The sequence below is a fragment of the Streptomyces malachitofuscus genome, from assembly GCF_055571035.1.
In genome coordinates this window covers 113,571-129,665 of sequence record NZ_JBVIGA010000005.1, presented here as the reverse complement: position 1 = coordinate 129,665, position 16,095 = coordinate 113,571, and the positions used below count along the sequence as shown (strand labels likewise).

The following is a 16,095-nucleotide window of genomic DNA, read 5'->3' as shown; positions in this document are numbered from 1 at the left end:
AAGGGAAGGGAATCAGCAGATATCGGGGTGGCGCGCCTGGCCAATGCCGACCGGTCGGTATGGACAGGAGGGGCCGGCCCGGGTATGCATGGGGCGTCGTCCGCGTACGAAAGGCCGCCCATGCGCATCGCCGTCACGATCTTCCTCACCGACGAGACGATCACCCCCGTCCGGCTCGCCCGTGAGCTGGAGCAGCGGGGATTCGCCGGGCTGTACCTGCCCGAGCACACGCACATCCCCGTCGAGCGGACCAGCCCGTACCCGGCGGGCGGGGAACTGCCGCGGGAGTACGGCCGCACGCTGGACCCCTTCGTCGCGCTCGGGCAGGCCGCTGCCGTCACCGAGCGGCTCGGGCTGGGCACCGGCATCACCCTCGCCGCGCAGCACGACCCGATCGACCTGGCCAAGCAGGTCGCGACCCTGGACCACCTCTCCGGCGGACGGTTCACGCTCGGCCTCGGGTTCGGCTGGAACGTGGAGGAGGCCGCCGACCACGGGGTCACATGGCGTACCCGGCGCGAGCTGGTGCGTGACCGGATGGGCCTGATGCGGGCGCTGTGGTCGGAGGAACCGACCGCGTACGAGGGCGAGTTCGGGAGTGTACGGGCGAGCTTCGCGCACCCCAAGCCGGTGCAGAAGCCGCGCGGTCCGGTGGTCGGCCCGCGCACACTGGTCGGCGGGGCGGCCGGGCCGAAGCTGTTCGCGCACATCTGCGAGTACGCCGACGGCTGGCTGCCGATCGGCGGGCGGGGACTGACCGAGTCGCTGCCCCTGCTGCGCACCGCCTGGGCCGGCGCGGGCCGCGACCCGGGCGCCCTCCAGGTCGTGCCGTACGCCGTCCTGCCCAGCGCGGGGAAGCTGGCGCACTTCGCGGAGCTGGGCATCGAGGAGGTCGTGGTGCAGCTGCCCCCGGAGGGGGAGGCGGAGGTGCTGCGGGCGCTGGACGCCGTCCAGCCGTTCGTGGACGGCCAGGGGTCCTGATCATCCCGAACGTATGCTCAAAGGATGACGACTTCCGCGACCACCGGAACCGGCGGCCCGACCGAGAACTCCCTGCGCCGCGCCCTCAGACGCGCCCGGGACGGCGTCTCCCTGGACGCCGCCGAGGCGGCGGTGCTGCTCCAGGCGCGCGGTGAGCACCTGCGGGACCTCTCCGCGTCGGCCGCCCGGGTCCGGGACGCGGGCCTGGAGGCGGCCGGCCGGCCCGGGGTCATCACCTACTCGAAGAGCGTCTTCGTCCCGCTGACCCGGCTGTGCCGGGACAAGTGCCACTACTGCACGTTCGTCACCGTGCCCGGCAAGCTGCGCCGGGCCGGGCACGGGATGTTCATGTCGCCGGACGAGGTGCTGGACATCGCCCGCAAGGGTGCCGCCCTCGGTTGCAAGGAAGCCCTCATCACCCTGGGCGACAAGCCCGAGGACCGCTGGCCCGAGGCGCGCGAGTGGCTCGACGCGCACGGCTACGACGACACGATCGCCTACGTCCGCGCGATCTCGATCCGCATCCTGGAGGAGACCGGCCTCCTCCCGCACCTCAACCCGGGCGTCATGACCTGGACGGACTTCCAGCGCCTGAAGCCGGTCGCGCCGTCGATGGGCATGATGCTGGAGACCACCGCGACCCGCCTGTGGTCCGAGCCCGGCGGCCCCCACCACGGCTCCCCGGACAAGGAGCCGGCCGTGCGGCTCCGGGTCCTGGAGGACGCGGGCCGCTCCTCGGTGCCCTTCACCTCCGGCATCCTCATCGGCATCGGCGAGACGTACGAGGAGCGGGCCGAGTCCCTCTTCGCGCTGCGGAAGATCGCCCGCGCCCACCACGGCATCCAGGAACTGATCATCCAGAACTTCCGCGCCAAGCCGGACACCGCGATGCGCGGCATGCCGGACGCGGAGCTGGACGAGCTGGTCGCCACGGTCGCCGTGGCCCGGCACGTCCTCGGCCCGTCCGCCTGCCTCCAGGCCCCGCCCAACCTGGTCGACTCCGAGTACGAGCGGCTGATCGCGGCCGGCATCGACGACTGGGGCGGCGTCTCCCCGCTCACCATCGACCACGTCAACCCCGAGCGCCCGTGGCCGCAGATCGAGGAACTGGCCGAGCGGTCCCGGGCGGCCGGGTTCGAGCTGCGCGAACGCCTCTGCGTCTACCCGGAGTTCGTCCGGCGCGGCGAGCCCTGGCTGGACCCGCGGCTGCGCCCGCACGTGGCCGCCCTCGCCGATCCGGAGACCGGACTCGCGCGCCCGGACGCGCTTGTCGAGGGGCTGCCCTGGCAGGAGCCGGACGAGGCGTTCACCGCGGCCGGCCGCACCGACCTGCACCGCACCATCGACACCGAGGGACGCACCGCCGACCGCCGCGACGACTTCGACGAGGTGTACGGCGACTGGGACGCCCTGCGCGAGGCCGCCGCCCCCGGCATGGTCCCCGAGCGCATCGACACCGATGTGCGCGAGGCCCTGCGCACGGCGGCCGACGACCCGACGCGGCTGACCGACGCGGAGGCGCTCGCGCTGCTGCACGCCGACGGTCCGGCGCTGGACGCGCTGTGCCGGGTGGCGGACGACGTGCGCAGGTCGGCGGTGGGCGACGACGTGACGTACATCGTCACCCGCAACATCAACTTCACCAACGTCTGCTACACCGGCTGCCGTTTCTGCGCCTTCGCCCAGCGCCGCACGGACGCCGACGCCTACACGCTCTCGCTCGACCAGGTCGCCGACCGCGCCCAGCAGGCCTGGGACGTGGGCGCGGTGGAGGTCTGCATGCAGGGCGGGATCCACCCGGACCTGCCCGGGACGGCGTACTTCGACATCGCCAAGGCGGTCAAGGAACGCGTCCCCGGCATGCATGTGCACGCCTTCTCCCCGATGGAGGTGGTGAACGGCGCGAGCCGCACCGGCCTGTCGATCCGGGAGTGGCTGACGGCCGCGAAGGAGGCCGGGCTCGACACCATCCCCGGCACGGCGGCGGAGATCCTCGACGACGAGGTCCGCTGGATCCTGACCAAGGGCAAACTGCCGGCGGCCACCTGGATCGAGGTGGTGACCACGGCCCACGAGCTGGGCATCCGCTCCTCGTCCACGATGATGTACGGCCATGTCGACCAGCCGCGCCACTGGCTGGGCCATCTGCGGACCCTGGCGGACATCCAGCGGCGGACGGGCGGCTTCACGGAGTTCGTGACCCTGCCCTTCGTGCACACCAACGCCCCCGTCTACCTGGCCGGGATCGCCCGCCCGGGCCCGACGGTCCGCGACAACCGCGCGGTCACGGCGATGGCGAGGCTGCTGCTGCACCCCTGGATCCCCAACATCCAGACGAGCTGGGTGAAACTGGGCGCGGAGGGCGCGGCGGAGATGCTCCGCTCCGGGGCGAACGATCTGGGCGGCACGCTGATGGAGGAGACGATCTCGCGCATGGCGGGCTCGTCCTACGGCTCCTACAAGTCGGTCAGGGACCTGATAGCGGTGGCGGAGGCGGCGGGCCGCCCGGCGAGGCCGCGCACCACGCTGTACGGCGAGGTCCCGGAGGAACGCCGCCGTGCCGCGGAGGCCTCGGACGGCCATCTGCCGGAGCTGTTGCCGGTCCTGGACTGAGACGGGCCCCGGCGACGCCGGCGGTAGGATGATCCGACGCGCGTTCGGGACCCGTAGCTGAGGAGATGCGTACCGGTGTCTGCCCGTCTTCCTTCGTGGGCCTGGGTGACCGGGCTGACCACGGGGGCGATAGCCGTGGTGGCGGCGCTGGCCGTCCAGGCGGACCAGGGGACGAAGCCCACCGCGGCCACCAGCCGGCCGAGCGCGTCGGCCACGGCGGACGCCAAGCCGTCCGCCGGGCCGGAGGAGAAGAAGCCGGCGGCGGTCCCCGCGGACTCGGGCACCGGCCGCCGGATCGTCTACTCCCTCGGGCAGAAGCGCGTCTGGCTGGTCGACGCCAGCGACGCGCCCCGCCGCTCCTTCGTGGTCTGGCCGGGCACCGTCTCCCCGGACCCCGGCAGCTACGCGATCGGCACCCGCACCGAGGCCACGACGGGCAGCGACGGCGTCCCGGTGGAGCACATCGTCTACTTCGCCGCGAAGTCCGGCATCTCCGTGGCCTTCTCCAACGCGGTCGACGGCTCCTCGCCCCCGCCCCCGGCCCCGGACGCGAAAACCGGCGGAATCCGCGTGTCCAAGGCCGACGGCAAGGCCCTGTGGACCTTCGCCACGGCGGGCACGACGGTACGGGTGGTCGAGTAACCGGGCGCCTCAGACCTTCGCGGCCCCTACGCGTGGATGCTGGGCCGTGAGCAGGCCGATGTCCTCTGCGTGCGGGGGAACTTCGACGGAGTTCGCCGTGACGGCTGACAGGGGGCCGAGGAGCGTCGGAACGACAACCGGCGCATTCCGTCGTGACGCCCCTCGGTCATGGGCCCGCCCGCTCCACGCGGTCGCGCCGATCGTCGAGGACGACAGTCAGGTCGGGCCAGTGCTCGGACCACCGCGCCAGATCGTCCGTGGTCAAGGACCATCCCGGGCGCAGGGCCCGGTCCGGCAGGAAGCGGACGCAGGTCCCGGTGGTCCCGTCGGTCTCGCTGGGCTCCAGATCGGTGACCGGGACGCCGTGCTCATAGCGCTGGGTCCAGGATCCGTTGATGCGGCGGTTGGTATGGATCAGCCACTCGCTCAGCGCCGCGACGACGGACATGCCGCGACGCGGATGTCCGTCCGGTAGCCGTTGCGTCTCCGGGAGATCGAAGAACCGAAGGTCCTTCGTGGCCATGACGGGCTTCTTCACCACCCGGCCGTGCTCGTCGGTCCGGGTGTCGGTGCCCCGGCCGTCGTCCTTCACCGACACGGAGCCGTCGGTGTGCAACGTGATCACGCAGCGTCCGCCGCCCCGGCTCGCCGCCTCGTCAGCGGCATAGGCAATGACCTCCAGAACAAGGTGTCCCGGCCCGCCCGGAGCGAACTCCGCGGGCTTCCGGCGGATCCGGCGGAGATGGTCCGCGTCCACGGTGCCGTGCCAGTCGTGCGTGGTGTTGACCCAAGAAGCCCGTGATCCATCCATCCGGCCAGTATCCGTCGGGGATCTCGTTCAGGCGGCCGCGATCACGGGCCGGTCCTTGGGCCGCTGCCGGGGCAGTTCGGCGTGCCGTACCGCGTCGGAGGCCAAGGCGATGGCCCCGCCCAGGCCGCCGAAGACCCCGCACGCGACGAACACCGGGGCGGCGCCCCAGGCTCCGATGGCGGCACCGACCAGCGGATAGCTGAGGGGGGCGAGACCGACCATGGTGAGCATGACGACGGAGGTGACCCGGCCGAGACAGGCCGGGTCCGCCGCCGTCTGGATGAGGGCGTTGTCCAGACCGCCGAAGACTCCCGCACACAGTCCGATGACCGCGGCCAGCACCACGGCGAGCCACAGGGCAGGCACCAGGGCGATCGTGGCCGCACCCGCGCAGGCCACGAGCAGCGTCCCCGCCATCATCAGGCCGGCCCGGGGCAGCCAGCCGGCGATCGCCAGCAGCGCGGCGCCGGCCGCAGCACCGGCACCGAAGCCGCCGACGATCCAGCCGTAGCCGGCCGGGCCCCAGCCGCGCTCGGCGTTGAGGAGCACCATGCCGACGTTGAGGGTGCCGGTGAGGCCGAGTTCGCAGACGGCGCCGGCGACGACGAGCGGGCCGATGAGGCGGTGGCGGCGGATGTAGCGCAGGCCGTCGAGCAGGTCCTGCCGCGCGCTGCCGGGCTCCGGCCGTACCGCGTCGGGCGCCCCGAGGGGCCGTATCCGTAGCGTCAGCAGCAGGGGCAGGGACAGGGCGATGAGCAGTCCGGCGACGGTGAAGGCGGCCGCGGGTCCGCCCAGTCCCATGGCCAGGCCGCCGATCGGCGGGCCCGCGATCTGGCCGAGACGCATCGACAGCGAACGCATGCCGGTGACCCGGGCCAGCTGGTCAGGGGCGGTGATCCGGGGCGGGAGAGCACCGACAGCGGGTACGAACAGCGCGTCCACGGCGCCGAAGACGAGCGCCACCGCGACCAGGATCCACAAGGCCGGAGCCGTCAGCGCGATACCGGCGGCCACCGCCAGGATGAGGAGACAGCGCAGCGCGTCGCTGCCGAGAATCACCCGGCGGGGGTCGAACCGGTCGGCCACCACACCCCCACCGAGCATCAGCAGCGCTCGTGGTACCGCCCCGGCGGCCATCACGAGGCCGACTTCGGTAGGACCGGCGGCCTTCTGGGCGGACCAGGCCAGGGCGACGAAGTACACGCTGTCGCCCATGAGGGAGACGGTGTAGGCGGTGAGCCAGCGCAGCACATTGCCGTCGCGGTGGGCCGGTGTGGAGGCGGGTCCGGGCAGGGCTGTCTCCGAGGTGGTGGCCATCGTGGGCTCCAGTACGTCGTGGATGCGGCCGGGTCAGGGCCGGAAGGGAAAGCCGTAGAGGTGCACGGACACGTGCTCGCGGCCCTCGGTGTCGTCGGCCGCCTTGGCGGCCCTGCCGCGCTCCCGCCAGCGCCGGGCCAGCGCCTCGAGTTCATCGCTCATCTCGGCGAGTTCGGCCGGGGTGAGGTCGAGCAGCCACTCGGAGCTGAAGGACGCATCGGTCCACGCCTTCCCCCAGGCGGACTTCTGGTCGAGATACGTGCGGTACTGGGCGACTCGGGTGTCGAAGATCCCTCGGGTCACCGCGCCGACGACGGCGGCGCCCTCGGGTGTGTCCGCGAAGTCCGAGTCGCGGAAGCCCCAGCCCTCCTCGGATGCCACCTGCCACCACCGCTCACGGCCGTCGGAGCCCTGGCCGCTGGCCTGGCTCACGAACCCGTGCTCGGCCAGCTTGCGCAAGTGGTAGCTGACCAGCGACGGCGTCTCGTCGACATGCTCGGCGAGCTGAGAAGCGGTCGCGGTGCCCGCCGCGTACAGCAGCCGGTACAGCTGCATCCGCAGTGGATTCATGACCGCCCTCAACCGTGACAGGTCGGTGATCTGCTCGGGCCTGTGCTTCGGTCGCATGCCCTCACCGTAGGTCTGAAGCGAAAACTTCGCAATATTCGCTTCATAAGTGGGCGCCGACCGGCGCCCGCGCGTCCGTGCGCCCAATCAGGTTCTGATGCTCCTCGACCCACTGATACCGACCGCTTCCGATCAATCGGGTCACATTCCGCATACCGATCCGCCCCCTGAACCGACCGTCCTCGTTCGATTACAGTGCTGGGCGTTGTACGTACGGACGGCGCCCGGGAGGTCATGGTGGCTGGTACGGCCGGGCCCGTGTGGGGGCGCCGTGAGCAGCAGGACTTCCGCAGCCGGGTGCGCGGCACACTGCTCGGGGTGGCCGTCGGGGACGCGCTGGGCGCGCCCGTGGACGGCATGGCGGTCGACGGGATCCGTGAGGCGCACGGCGCGGAGGGCGTCACCGACCTCGCCTCCGCATACGGCCGGCGCGGCGCCGTCACCCACCACACCCAGCTCACCCTGTTCTCCGTGGACGGGCTGATCCGAGCCCAGGTGCGGCGCGACACCGGTGCCTGGCACCCGCCGACCGATCTGCACCGGGCGTATCTGCGCTGGGCCACCACCCAGCGGGACTGGGGCCCGGACGAACGGCGCAAGGAGGACGGCTGGCTGGCGCGCGAGGAATGGCTGTACGCCCGCCGGGACCCCGCGCGCACACTGCTGCTCGGGCTCGGCGACGAGACCATGGGGACGCCGGACGCGCCGAAGAACCCCGGTGAGGCCGGGCCGGAGGCCGCCGCCCGGTCCGCGCCCTTCGGGCTGCTCGTCGGCTGGGAGCCGCAGCTCGTCGCGCAGCTCGCGGTGGAGTGCGCGGCCCAGACCCACGGCCATCCGGTCGCCTGCCTCGCGGCGGGCGCGTACGCCGTGATCGTGCACGCGCTGGCCCGCGGCGAGAGCGTGGACACGGCGGTGCAGCGCACGCTCGCCCTGCTGGCCGCGCGGCCGGGTCACCAGCCGGTGTCGGACGCGCTCCAGCACGCGCTGGGCGCCGTACGGCAGGGGATGCCCACTTCGGAACGGGTGACGGAGCTGGTCGGGAAGGCCACCGCCGAGGGGCTGGTCGCCGCCGCGGTGTACTGCGCGCTGGTGGGGGAGGACGTACGGCACGGGCTGTGCCTGGCGGTGAACCACGACGGGCCCAGCGCGGCGGCCGGTGCGCTGACCGGCGGGCTGCTCGGCGCCCTGCACGGCGAGACCGCCCTCCCGCCCGCCTGGCTGGCCGAGCTGGAGGGCCGCCCCACGATCCTGGAGCTCGCCGACGACTTCGCGATGGAGATGACCCAGGGACCCGCGCTGCACGGTCCGGCGGGTTCTTCGCCGGCGTGGCTGACGCGGTACCCGCGCGGCGCCTGAGCCGGGTTTCCTTCGCCCCCGCCGCCCCTTCCCGTCCCGTCCCTGGGGGCTGCGCCCCCAGACCCCCATTCGCGCAGTTCCCCGCGCCCCTTAGGGGCGCGGGGAACTGCGCGAGCCACCACCCACCCACCCGCGCGTTCGGGGTCGAAGGGGCAGCGCCCCTTGTGGACGGGACGGGAAGGGGCGGCGGGGGCGGAAACTACGCCTGATCCCGCACCGGCGCGGTGGATGGCAGCGCCACCGCAGCACCGTCGTCGTCCGTGTTGACGCGCTCGATGATCGCCATCCGCCCGGGCGTGTCCTCCGGCTTCACGTAGCCGATCACCACGTACAGGACCAGCGAGACCGCCAGCGGTATCGAGACCTGGTACTCCAGCGGCACCCCGCCCTCGACCGCCCAGTTGATCGGGTAGTTCACCAGCCAGAACGCCACCAGCCCCAGCGCCCAGCTGGTCAGCGCCGCCGTCGGACCGGACCGCCGGAACGGCCGCAGCAGTCCCAGCATCATCGGGATCGCGATCGGTCCCATCAGACCGGCCACCCACTTGATGACGACCGTGATGATGTCCTTGAAGGTCGGCGAGTCGACCTGCGTCGCCACCGCCATGGACAGACCGAGGAACACCACCGTCGTCACGCGGGCCGCGATCAGACCGGACCGCTCGCCCCACATCCGCGCCTTCGCGGACAGCACCGGCGCCACGTCACGGGTGAACACCGCCGCGATGGCGTTGGCGTCCGAGGAGCACATGGCCATCGTGTGGGAGAAGAAGCCGACGATGACCAGGCCCAGCAGCCCGTGCGGCAGCAGCTGCTCGGTCATCAGGGCGTAGGAGTCGGAGCCGTCCGCCTTCTGGGACTCCACCAGCAGCGGCGACATCCACATCGGGAAGAACAGGATCACCGGCCAGACCAGCCACAGCACCGCCGACAGCCGGGCCGAGCGCTCCGCCTGGCGGGCGTCGGGGGTGGCCATGTAGCGCTGGGCCTGGTTGAGCATGCCGCCGTTGTACTCGAACAGCTTGATGAAGAGGAACGCCAGCAGGAAGACCGTGCCGTACGGTCCGACCAGCGGTTCGCCGTGGCCCTGGAGCTCCGGCTCGTCCCACGCGCCGAAGAAGCCGCCGTGGTCGCCGAGCTCGAGGACCACCGCGACGAACATGGCGACACCGGCCAGCAGCTGGATGATGAACTGTCCGAGTTCGGTCAGCGCGTCCGCCCACAGGCCGCCGATGGTGCAGTAGATCGCCGTGACGACGCCGGTGATGAGGATGCCCTGGTTGAGCGAGACGCCGGTGAACACCGACAGCAGGGTGGCGATCGCGGCCCACTTCGCGCCCACGTCCACGATCTTCAGCAGCATGCCGGACCAGGCCAGCGCCTGCTGGGTCTTCAGGTCGTAGCGGTTCTTCAGGTACTCCAGCGGTGAGGCCACATGGAGCCGGGAGCGCAGCCGGTTGATGCGCGGGGCGAACAGCTTCGAGCCGATGGCGATGCCGAAGGCGATCGGGAACGACCAGGTGACGAAGGACGTGACGCCGTAGGTGTAGGCGATGCCCGCGTACCCGGTGAACATCACCGCGCTGTAGCCCGACATGTGGTGGGAGATGCCGGAGAGCCACCAGGGCATCTTGCCGCCGGCCGTGAAGAAGTCGCTGACGTTGTCCACCCGTTTGTGCGACCAGACACCGATGGCGACCATCACGGCGAAGTAGCCGATGAGAACCGCCCAGTCGAGACCGTTCATGTCCCCCCTTTCCAGGGTCCGCCTTGTGAACACCACTCAGCTGGTTGGCACTTCGCCTGAGCGGGGTAGGGACGTGGAGGGCCGCGAAGTGCCCGCTCATCGTGGGCGGGGTGGCGCGGGCACGACAAGAAAGCGTCGAGTCAAGAGCAGGCAAAAACGTTCGTATGGCTGAATGACGTTCATGTGGGCGAACTTACGAGAGGCGTGTCGGATCGGTCCGACCGCTGTCGGGTCACCGGGTCAGCGCAGTTCCTGCGGGCAGGGCGTGCCCCGCTGCCCCCACTTGTACGGAGCCGCCAGGCGGTACGTCCCGGGCTCCGGCGCGAGCAGCATCGTCCACTGGTCGCCGTTCGCGTCCTCCTCCGTCTCCATCAGACAGCCGTGGACGTTGTCGTACGTCCTCGGCTCACCCTCCGGACGGTTCTCGGACTCCTCCGTCTCCCGCGGAGGCTCCAGCGCCGAGCCCTCGGCGTCGACGAGGCCGAGCCACGGGGAGTAGGGGACCCGGATCAGGATCCGGCCCGCCTTCTCCACCCGCAGCGTCCACTCGCCCTGCTCGGCCCGCTCCACCACGGTGTTCGGCTCCGCCAGCGGGGTCGGTGCCTCCACCTCGAACAGCTGCCAGTTGGCGTCGCCCCAGATCTGCGTCAGATAGGGCAGCCCGCGCTGCACCAGCTCCCGCTCCCGCTGGCCGCCGTCACCGTCCGGCTCGTCCTTCGGCAGCACCACGAAGTGCACGCCCCAGCGCTTCAGCCACTCGCGGTAGTTCGCCGAGTTGAGGGTGTCGTCGTAGAAGAGCGGGTTGCGCTCCATGTCGGCCTGCCGGTTCCAGCCCCGGGCCAGATTGACGTACGGGGCCAGGGCGGACGCCTCGCGGTGCGAGCGGGCCGGGACGACCTCCACGCGGCCCCGCTCGGCGCCGACCTCCTGGAGCTCGTTCACCAGCGGCGCCAATTCGCGCGCCCAGGAGGCACGGGGAGTGGTGTGCACGACGTCGTCGACCGACTTGAAGCCGATCCAGCCGAAGAACCCGACGACGGCGACGACGAGCACGTACCACTTGCGGGACTTCGGCACCGTGAACGGCAGCGCCGCCACCAGCACCACACCGCCGAACAGCATCGCCAGCCGCGTCATGTTCGAGCCGATCTGCGAACTGATCAGCCAGACCAGCACGATCCCCAGCCCGTACACGGCGGCCGTGATCCGTACGGTCCTCCACTCGGCCGGCACCAGCAGGTACACCAGGACGGAGTACAGCAGCGGCAGCACCACCGAGCCGATGCCCATCGGCTGCGTCCCCGAGAACGGGAACAGCCAGGCCGACACCGCCACCACCGCGCTCGGCGCCACGCCCAGCGCCCACGCCCCCGGCCGGCGCTTCTGCAGGAACAGCGCCACCGCCACCAGGCCCACGAACAGCCCCGCGACCGGCGAGGCCATCGTGGCCAGCGCCGCCAGCGGGGCCGCGCACAGGGCCTTCGCCCAGCGCTTGTAACGCCATCGGTGGGGCCAGCAGAAGACGACCGCGACCGCGCCCAGCGCGAACATCGTGCCCAGCCCGTACGTCACCCGCCCCGAGGCGGCGTTGCACAGCAGCGCGAACACGCCGGTGAGCGCGGCCCACAGGGGGTTGCGCACCTCCCGGCTGCGCATGAGCACCAGCGTCAGCAGCCCGGCCGACACCGTCCCCGCGATCATCATCGTCGTCCGCACCCCGAGCACGGACATCAGATAAGGCGACACCACGCTGTACGACACCGGGTGCATCCCGCCGTACCAGGCGAGGTTGTACGCGGAGTCCGGGTGCCGGCCGACGAACTCGGCCCACGCGTCCTGCGCCGCGAGATCGCCGCCGCTGTTGGCGAACGTGAAGAACCAGACGATGTGCAGCAGGCCGGCGAGAGCGGTGACGGACAGCACGGGGTGCCGGAGCATGCGGGCGCGCACGGCGAGGACGGCCGCCATGGGGGCCATGGGGGCCTTCGGGGCGCCGGCGGTGTCACCGGCGGTGTCACCGGAGGAACCGGCGGGGTCGCCGGAGGCGCCGGTGGTGTCCTCGGCATCCTCGGCGGGACGCTGTGTTCCGGACACGGGTATTCGCGGACCGGGTCCCGGACCGGGATCGGCGTCGTCGGCGCGTGTCGGCTCCGCTGTGGCCACCTGAAGGCACTCCCCGTGTCCGTTCCTTGTCCGTTTTGCTGCCCGTTTCGTGACGCTAGCACGCACCCCGCAGGCCGTCGCCCGGGTGGGCGTGGGCCCGCGGGGTGCGGGTGCGCTGCGCCGTTTCCCGCTCAGGCGATACGGGTCAGCTTGTCCGTGAAGCCGGGCTCCACGAGGTCCTCCTGGAGGGCGACCGGGACCTTGACGGCACTGCTGGTGCCGTCGCCCACGGTGAGCGTGCCCACCTTCGTGCCGGCCTTCGCCCGGTGCGGCACCTCGTCCGCGGCGAACGTCAGCTTCACCGACAGGCCCGCCCAGCCGACGGCCTTGACGTCCTCGGTGACGACCACCGGCGTACGGCCGCCCAGACCGTCGTCCACGTACCCGACGACCTCCCCCTTCTTCATGATCGTCGCCGCCTCCAGAGCACCCTGCGCGGCACGGATCAGCTCGTCGCCTGCGGTGAGGGCGGCGGACAGGATGGTGTTGTCCTTGCCGCCCGCGGGCTGGCGCACGACGGCGCCGACGATGGTGCGGGTCTCCCCGTCGACGTCCTTCTTCGCGGCGAACACGAGGTTGCCGAGCGCGGAGGTGGTGGTGCCGGTCTTGATGCCGACGACGTTGTTGTGGCCGACCAACTGGTTCCAGTTGGAGTGATTGGTGCCCTTGTAGTCGTCGTACGACATCATCGCGGCGACCTCGCGGAACGCGGGCTGCTTCATGGCTTCCCTGGCCAGCTTCACCTGGTCCACGGCCGTGCTCACGGTGGTGTCGTTCAGACCCGAGGGGTCGGTGTACGTCGTGTTGGTCATGCCGAGGTCCGCCGCGGCCTTGTTCATCTTCTCGACGAACGCCTTCTCGGACCCCGCGTCCCAGCGGGCCAGCAGCCGCGCCACGTTGTTCGCGGACGCGATCAGGATGGCCTCGACCGCCTCCCGCTGGGAGATCTCGTCGCCCGCGGTGACGTCGACGGTCGACTCCTGGCCGGCGTCGGACTGCTTCTCGGCGAGCTCGTCGATCTTGAGCATCGGGCCCTCGGCGCCGCTCTTGAGCGGGTGGTCGCGCAGGATCACGTACGCCGTCATGACCTTGGCGACACTGGCGATCGGTACGGGCTTCTGCTCGCCGGACGAGCCGAACGTGCCGATCCCCTGCACGTCGAGCGCCGCCTGACCGGCCGCCGGCCACGGAATCTCGGGCTTGCCGCCCTCGAAGGTGTAGCTGTCCCGGGCGGTGAGTTCCAGCGCAGGGGCGGGCAGCGGGCGGACGTTCTGCGCGATCGCGAAGGCGATCACCAGCAGCAGGACCAGCGGCGTCCAGATCTTGACCCGTCGCACGGCCGTCCGCAGCGGTGTCTGCGGGGGCGGCGGCGTGTTGGTGAGCTCGGCCAGCAGGTCCAGCGGCGGCTTGGGCGGCAGGGGCTGCTGCGTCGTCCGCTCCGGCCCGACCTGCGGGAGCGAGGTGGTGGCCTCGGCGGCCGGAGGCGGCACGGCGCCCGGGGGCTTGCGCACGGCCGGGTCGTCGAGTCCCTTCAGCGCGACGAACTTGCTGGTCCGCTCGGCCTCGTTCTCCGTGGCGCCCTGCTCCCCGGACCGGGCGCCCGCGTCACCGAGCTTGAGCATGGTGGTGGGCTGGTCGACGGAACGCTGCCGGGTCCGGAAGACGGCGGTGGGGTGATCGACGGCGGGGGGCGAACCGCCGCCGTCGCCGTCCTTGGACGGGCCCGCGTCGCCGCCGGTCGGCGCCGGGGCGTCGCCGTCCCCGGCGTCCTGGCCGTCACCGCCGGACCCGGACGCGGTGCCCGCGTCACCGGCGTCCGGTGCGTCGTCCTGACGGGTGGTCGCGGCACCGGTGTCCTCGGCGTCGTCCGGGGCCGCGTCGGCCTCGGCCTCGGGCCGGTCCTCCGGCACGGACGCGGATCCGGCGACGGGGGCGTCGCCCGTGTCCGGGGCGTCGTCCGCGCGGGCGGTGGGGGTGTCGTCGGCGTCCGGGGCGTGGTCCTGACGGGTGGTCGCGGCACCGGTGTCCTCGGCGTCGTCCGCGCGGGCGGTGCCCGCGTCATCGGCGTCCGGGGGGCTGTCCGCGCGGGCGGTTTCGGTGTCGTCGGAGGCGGTGGCCGTGTCGGCGTCCGCCGCTGCGTCCGCGCGGCCGTCCTCGTCGCCCGCCGGGGCGGCGGACGCCCCGGCCCCGGACGAGTCGTGCGCCCCCTCGCCGGAGCCGTCGTCGGTGTCACCCGTGGGCGGGTCCGTGAGGGCGCTGGAGGCGTCCTCGGCGTCCTCCCCGGCGCGGGACGCGCCGTCGGCGGCGGTTTCCTCTTCCCCGGCTTCCCTGGCGTCGGAGGCGCCGCGGGGGGCCGGGTCGGTGTCGGTGTCCGCGGAGGCGTCACCCGGGGCCGGCTTCCCGCCGGTGTCCGTGGAGGTGTCGTCACAGGCGGTGTCCGTGCCGGCGTCCTCGTCGGCCTTCGGGGAGGCCCCGTCCGCCCCGGGGGAGGACGCGTCGGCGTCGTCCTCGTCCGGCTCCGCCGAGCGGACCCACGTGGCGACCGCCTCGCGCAGCCGGGCGTCACCCCCGTGGGGCTCGCCCTCCTCCGCGGAGGACGCGTCGGCGCGCACCGAGAGCACCCGGGTGGCCGTGTCGGCGGGCCGGCGGGGCTCCGGGGGCTCGGCCTCGCGGGCCACCGCCAAGCGGGGATCCCGCTTCCCGGGAACCGGACCCGCGCTCCCCGACGTCGGTTCTGCCGACGACTCGCGCTGCTTCGACCTGTCGGGGGACTCGCCCGCCACCGATGCCTCCTCCATGCGCCGCACGCACCGCGTGCGCCATCCGAACCGTGAACCGCCCGCCCGCGACAGCACTCCACCGCGCTGTCCGAACCATGTACCAGTGTCCTGTGTGCGGGCTTACCCCACGCGGTAGACGAGAACGACATACCTACCGGTTCCACTACGAACCGGTCACGCACCCTCGACAGACCAATGTGAGAGGGGTCACCCTGTCATTCATCCACGCGGGGAGGCATGGATGGGCAGGAGCCGCAGAACACTTCCGGAGGAGCTTCTGCTGCTGGCACTGGACCCGGCCACGGGTACCACTGCACAGCCGCAGTCGCTCGACCTCGGTCTGGCCGGAGCACAGCTAGTGGAGCTGGCGCTGGCCGGACGGATAGCCCCAGACGGGGATCGTATCGCCGTGGTGGTGCCACGGCCGACTGGAGACCCAACACTGGACTGCGCGTTGGAGTTGCTGCGGAGGCGCGGCGCTCCTGTGCGGGCGGTCCACTGGATCGGCGGGCCGCGTCTCGGGCTCCGCCAGACCTACCTCTCGCATCTGGAGCGGTGCGGCATGGTGCATGCCGTGGCCGGACAGATGTGCGGGGTGCTGCCGACGACTCGCTACCAGGCGACGGACACCGAGATCAGCCGGGAGATCAGGGCCCGGCTGGACTCCGCGATCCGCACCGGCGTCCCGCCGGACCCGCGGACCGCGGCGCTCGCCGCACTGGCGCACGCGGTGGGCCTCGGCAAGCACCTGTACCCGGGGAACGAGGGACGCTCCTCGCGCTCCCGGTTGCGGGATCTGATCCGGCACGACCCGATGGGCGGGCTCGTCGCGCATGCCGTGATGGACGTCCAGAACGGTGCGGCGGCCCAGCCGCGCCGCAGCTCCGCACCGGCGGGCCGGCAGGTCGCCGGCGGCAGGGGCGCGACGGAACCCGCCCGAGGCGTTCCGGCGCAACCACGCCGCGGATCCATGGCACGCGCCGTGGCCCACTGAGCCGTCACGTCCCCCCAGGGCCGAACGGCACGGCACGCCACGGATCCACGGCACCGCAGGACCC

11 protein-coding genes are annotated in these 16,095 nt (G+C 72.3%); 5 read left to right on the top strand and 6 right to left on the bottom strand.

Annotated elements, in window-relative coordinates:
• Positions 1-120: 120 nt before the first annotated feature.
• The 3 genes from ACZ44S_RS08970 to ACZ44S_RS08960 all read left to right on the top strand — a co-directional run bounded on the left by ACZ44S_RS08970 (position 121) and on the right by ACZ44S_RS08960 (position 4,236).
• A complete protein-coding gene (locus tag ACZ44S_RS08970) occupies positions 121-981 on the top strand; it encodes an LLM class F420-dependent oxidoreductase (protein WP_466926134.1) in 861 nt (286 codons plus the stop codon).
• A gap of 24 nt (positions 982-1,005) precedes the next feature.
• Entirely contained in the window at positions 1,006-3,594 is a 2,589-nt protein-coding gene (locus ACZ44S_RS08965; protein WP_466926131.1) for a bifunctional FO biosynthesis protein CofGH, read from the top strand.
• Positions 3,595-3,669: 75 nt separating this feature from the next.
• Positions 3,670-4,236: a hypothetical protein gene (locus ACZ44S_RS08960; RefSeq protein WP_466926129.1), complete on the top strand. Its 567-nt coding sequence runs from the start codon at positions 3,670-3,672 to the stop codon at positions 4,234-4,236.
• Positions 4,237-4,402: 166 nt separating this feature from the next.
• Here ACZ44S_RS08960 and ACZ44S_RS08955 read toward each other — a convergent pair whose 3' ends face one another.
• Genes ACZ44S_RS08955 through ACZ44S_RS08945 form a run of 3 tightly spaced genes read right to left on the bottom strand, consistent with a single transcriptional unit; the run spans position 4,403 to position 6,991 of the window.
• The gene (locus tag ACZ44S_RS08955; protein WP_466926127.1) at positions 4,403-5,047 is read right to left on the bottom strand and encodes an ATP-binding protein; all 645 of its coding nucleotides are present in this window, start codon (positions 5,045-5,047) and stop codon (positions 4,403-4,405) included.
• 27 nt (positions 5,048-5,074) lie between these two features.
• Positions 5,075-6,364 (bottom strand): MFS transporter, encoded by a 1,290-nt coding sequence (locus ACZ44S_RS08950; protein WP_466926125.1) that lies wholly within the window; start codon positions 6,362-6,364, stop codon positions 5,075-5,077.
• Between the two features lie 33 nt (positions 6,365-6,397).
• Positions 6,398-6,991 carry a helix-turn-helix domain-containing protein gene (locus ACZ44S_RS08945; protein ID WP_466926122.1) on the bottom strand — a complete coding sequence of 198 codons (594 nt, stop codon included), beginning with the start codon at positions 6,989-6,991 and terminating at the stop codon, positions 6,398-6,400.
• 237 nt (positions 6,992-7,228) lie between these two features.
• On the opposite strand from ACZ44S_RS08945, the gene ACZ44S_RS08940 reads away from it, so the two are divergent.
• Positions 7,229-8,347 carry an ADP-ribosylglycohydrolase family protein gene (locus tag ACZ44S_RS08940; RefSeq protein ID WP_466926671.1) on the top strand — a complete coding sequence of 373 codons (1,119 nt, stop codon included), beginning with the start codon at positions 7,229-7,231 and terminating at the stop codon, positions 8,345-8,347.
• 199 nt (positions 8,348-8,546) lie between these two features.
• Here ACZ44S_RS08940 and ACZ44S_RS08935 read toward each other — a convergent pair whose 3' ends face one another.
• The 3 genes from ACZ44S_RS08935 to ACZ44S_RS08925 form a co-directional block, all read right to left on the bottom strand.
• Positions 8,547-10,094: a sodium:solute symporter family protein gene (locus ACZ44S_RS08935; protein ID WP_466926120.1), complete on the bottom strand. Its 1,548-nt coding sequence runs from the start codon at positions 10,092-10,094 to the stop codon at positions 8,547-8,549.
• A 240-nt stretch (positions 10,095-10,334) separates the two neighbouring features.
• Complete coding sequence (locus ACZ44S_RS08930) at positions 10,335-12,257, bottom strand: MFS transporter (protein ID WP_466926119.1); 1,923 nt, start codon at positions 12,255-12,257, stop codon at positions 10,335-10,337.
• Between the two features lie 131 nt (positions 12,258-12,388).
• Complete coding sequence (locus tag ACZ44S_RS08925) at positions 12,389-15,055, bottom strand: D-alanyl-D-alanine carboxypeptidase (protein WP_466926116.1); 2,667 nt, start codon at positions 15,053-15,055, stop codon at positions 12,389-12,391.
• A gap of 223 nt (positions 15,056-15,278) precedes the next feature.
• Here ACZ44S_RS08925 and ACZ44S_RS08920 point away from each other — a divergent pair, with 223 nt between their 5' ends.
• Positions 15,279-16,031: a GOLPH3/VPS74 family protein gene (locus tag ACZ44S_RS08920; protein ID WP_466926113.1), complete on the top strand. Its 753-nt coding sequence runs from the start codon at positions 15,279-15,281 to the stop codon at positions 16,029-16,031.
• Positions 16,032-16,095: the final 64 nt, after the last annotated feature.

What these genes read in the sequence shown, in the direction of transcription:
- ACZ44S_RS08950 (WP_466926125.1), bottom strand. Translation starts at nt 6,364, where the DNA reads ATGGCCACCACCTCGGAGACAGCCCTGCCCGGACCCGCCTCCACACCG.
- ACZ44S_RS08945 (WP_466926122.1), bottom strand. Translation starts at nt 6,991, where the DNA reads ATGCGACCGAAGCACAGGCCCGAGCAGATCACCGACCTGTCACGGTTG.
- ACZ44S_RS08970 (WP_466926134.1), top strand. Translation starts at nt 121, where the DNA reads ATGCGCATCGCCGTCACGATCTTCCTCACCGACGAGACGATCACCCCC.
- ACZ44S_RS08925 (WP_466926116.1), bottom strand. Translation starts at nt 15,055, where the DNA reads ATGGAGGAGGCATCGGTGGCGGGCGAGTCCCCCGACAGGTCGAAGCAG.
- ACZ44S_RS08935 (WP_466926120.1), bottom strand. Translation starts at nt 10,094, where the DNA reads ATGAACGGTCTCGACTGGGCGGTTCTCATCGGCTACTTCGCCGTGATG.
- ACZ44S_RS08920 (WP_466926113.1), top strand. Translation starts at nt 15,279, where the DNA reads ATGGGCAGGAGCCGCAGAACACTTCCGGAGGAGCTTCTGCTGCTGGCA.
- ACZ44S_RS08965 (WP_466926131.1), top strand. Translation starts at nt 1,006, where the DNA reads ATGACGACTTCCGCGACCACCGGAACCGGCGGCCCGACCGAGAACTCC.
- ACZ44S_RS08955 (WP_466926127.1), bottom strand. Translation starts at nt 5,047, where the DNA reads ATGGATGGATCACGGGCTTCTTGGGTCAACACCACGCACGACTGGCAC.